Here is a 1,213-nt window from a genome sequence, read left to right on the forward strand (position 1 = left end):
TTTTTGTTTTTCCAGTTGGTGGTACTTGCCGTCCTTGTCCCACTGGTAGACCACGTAGTCGGAAACCGTCAGGTCGCCCTTGCGTCCCATTTCTTCTCGCCCATCACGGTTTTCACCGGGTTGGCCTTGAGCCACTTGGCGGCCTCTTCGCCCTTGGTCGACTTGGCCCCGTTGAAGGCCGCAGCCAGCGCCTGGACCGACGCATAGGCATACAGGGTGTAGCCTTCGGGCTCGGTGCCGGACTTGCGGAACTCGTCCACCACCGCCTTGCTGTCGGGCAGCAGGCGCGGGTCGGCACCGAAGGTCATGTACACGCCATCGACGAACTTGGCGCCCCCGGCGGTGGCCACCAGTTCGTCGGTGACGATACCGTCATCGGACATGAACTTGACGTCGTTGAGCCCTGCCTCACGCAGTTGCCGCACCAGTGGGCCGGCTTCCGGGTGCAGGCCACCGAAGTAGACCACGTCGGCACCGGCGCCGCGGATCTTGGTGACCACCGCGCTGAAGTCCTTCTCGCCGCGGGTCAGGCCTTCGTACAGCACCGGCTTGACGCCGCGTTTTCCAGCTGGCCTTGGTCGCATCGGCCAGGCCCTGGCCGTAGGTGTCCTTGTCGTGCAGTACCACGACCTTCTTGCCCTTGAGCACGTCAACGATGTAGTCGCCGGCCACGATGCCCTGCTGGTCGTCACGCCCGCACATGCGGAACATGGCACCCAGGCCACGCTCGGTGACCTGCGGGTTGGTCGAGCCGGGGGTGATCGCGATGATGCCGGCCTCGTCATACACCTCGGAGGCGGGAATGGTGTTGGAGGAACAGAAGTGCCCAACCACCCCCACGACCTTTTCCTGGTCGACCAGACGGTTGGCCACCGCAACCGCCTGCTTCGGCTCGCAGGCGTCATCGCCCTTGACCAGCACGATCTTCTCGCCGTTGACCCCGCCTGCGGCGTTGATCGTGTCGGCCGCCGCCTGGGCACCTTTCATGTACTGCTCGCCAAACGCCGCGTTGGCACCGGTCATCGGGCCCGCTACGCCGATCTTGATGTCGGCCTGTACGTACGAAGACACGCCCAGCGCCGTTGCCACGGCGAGGGCCAGAAAGCCTTTCTTGTAAAACGTCTGCGACATGAGGTGGTGCTCCTGAGTTTTTTTGGTTGGCACTACAACGTTCAGCAATTGCGATGAGCAAGCGCCGTGCCATTGGTTTTTT

The 1,213-nt window shown here is 63.1% G+C and carries 1 pseudogene; it reads right to left on the reverse strand.

Features of this window, described 5'->3' with window-relative positions:
- A pseudogene (locus G3436_RS23145) lies at positions 1 to 1,131 on the reverse strand (branched-chain amino acid ABC transporter substrate-binding protein); the annotation flags it as partial.
- Positions 1,132 to 1,213 lie beyond the last annotated feature (82 nt).

This window comes from Pseudomonas brassicae (assembly GCF_010671725.1).
Taxonomy (GTDB): domain Bacteria; phylum Pseudomonadota; class Gammaproteobacteria; order Pseudomonadales; family Pseudomonadaceae; genus Aquipseudomonas; species Aquipseudomonas brassicae.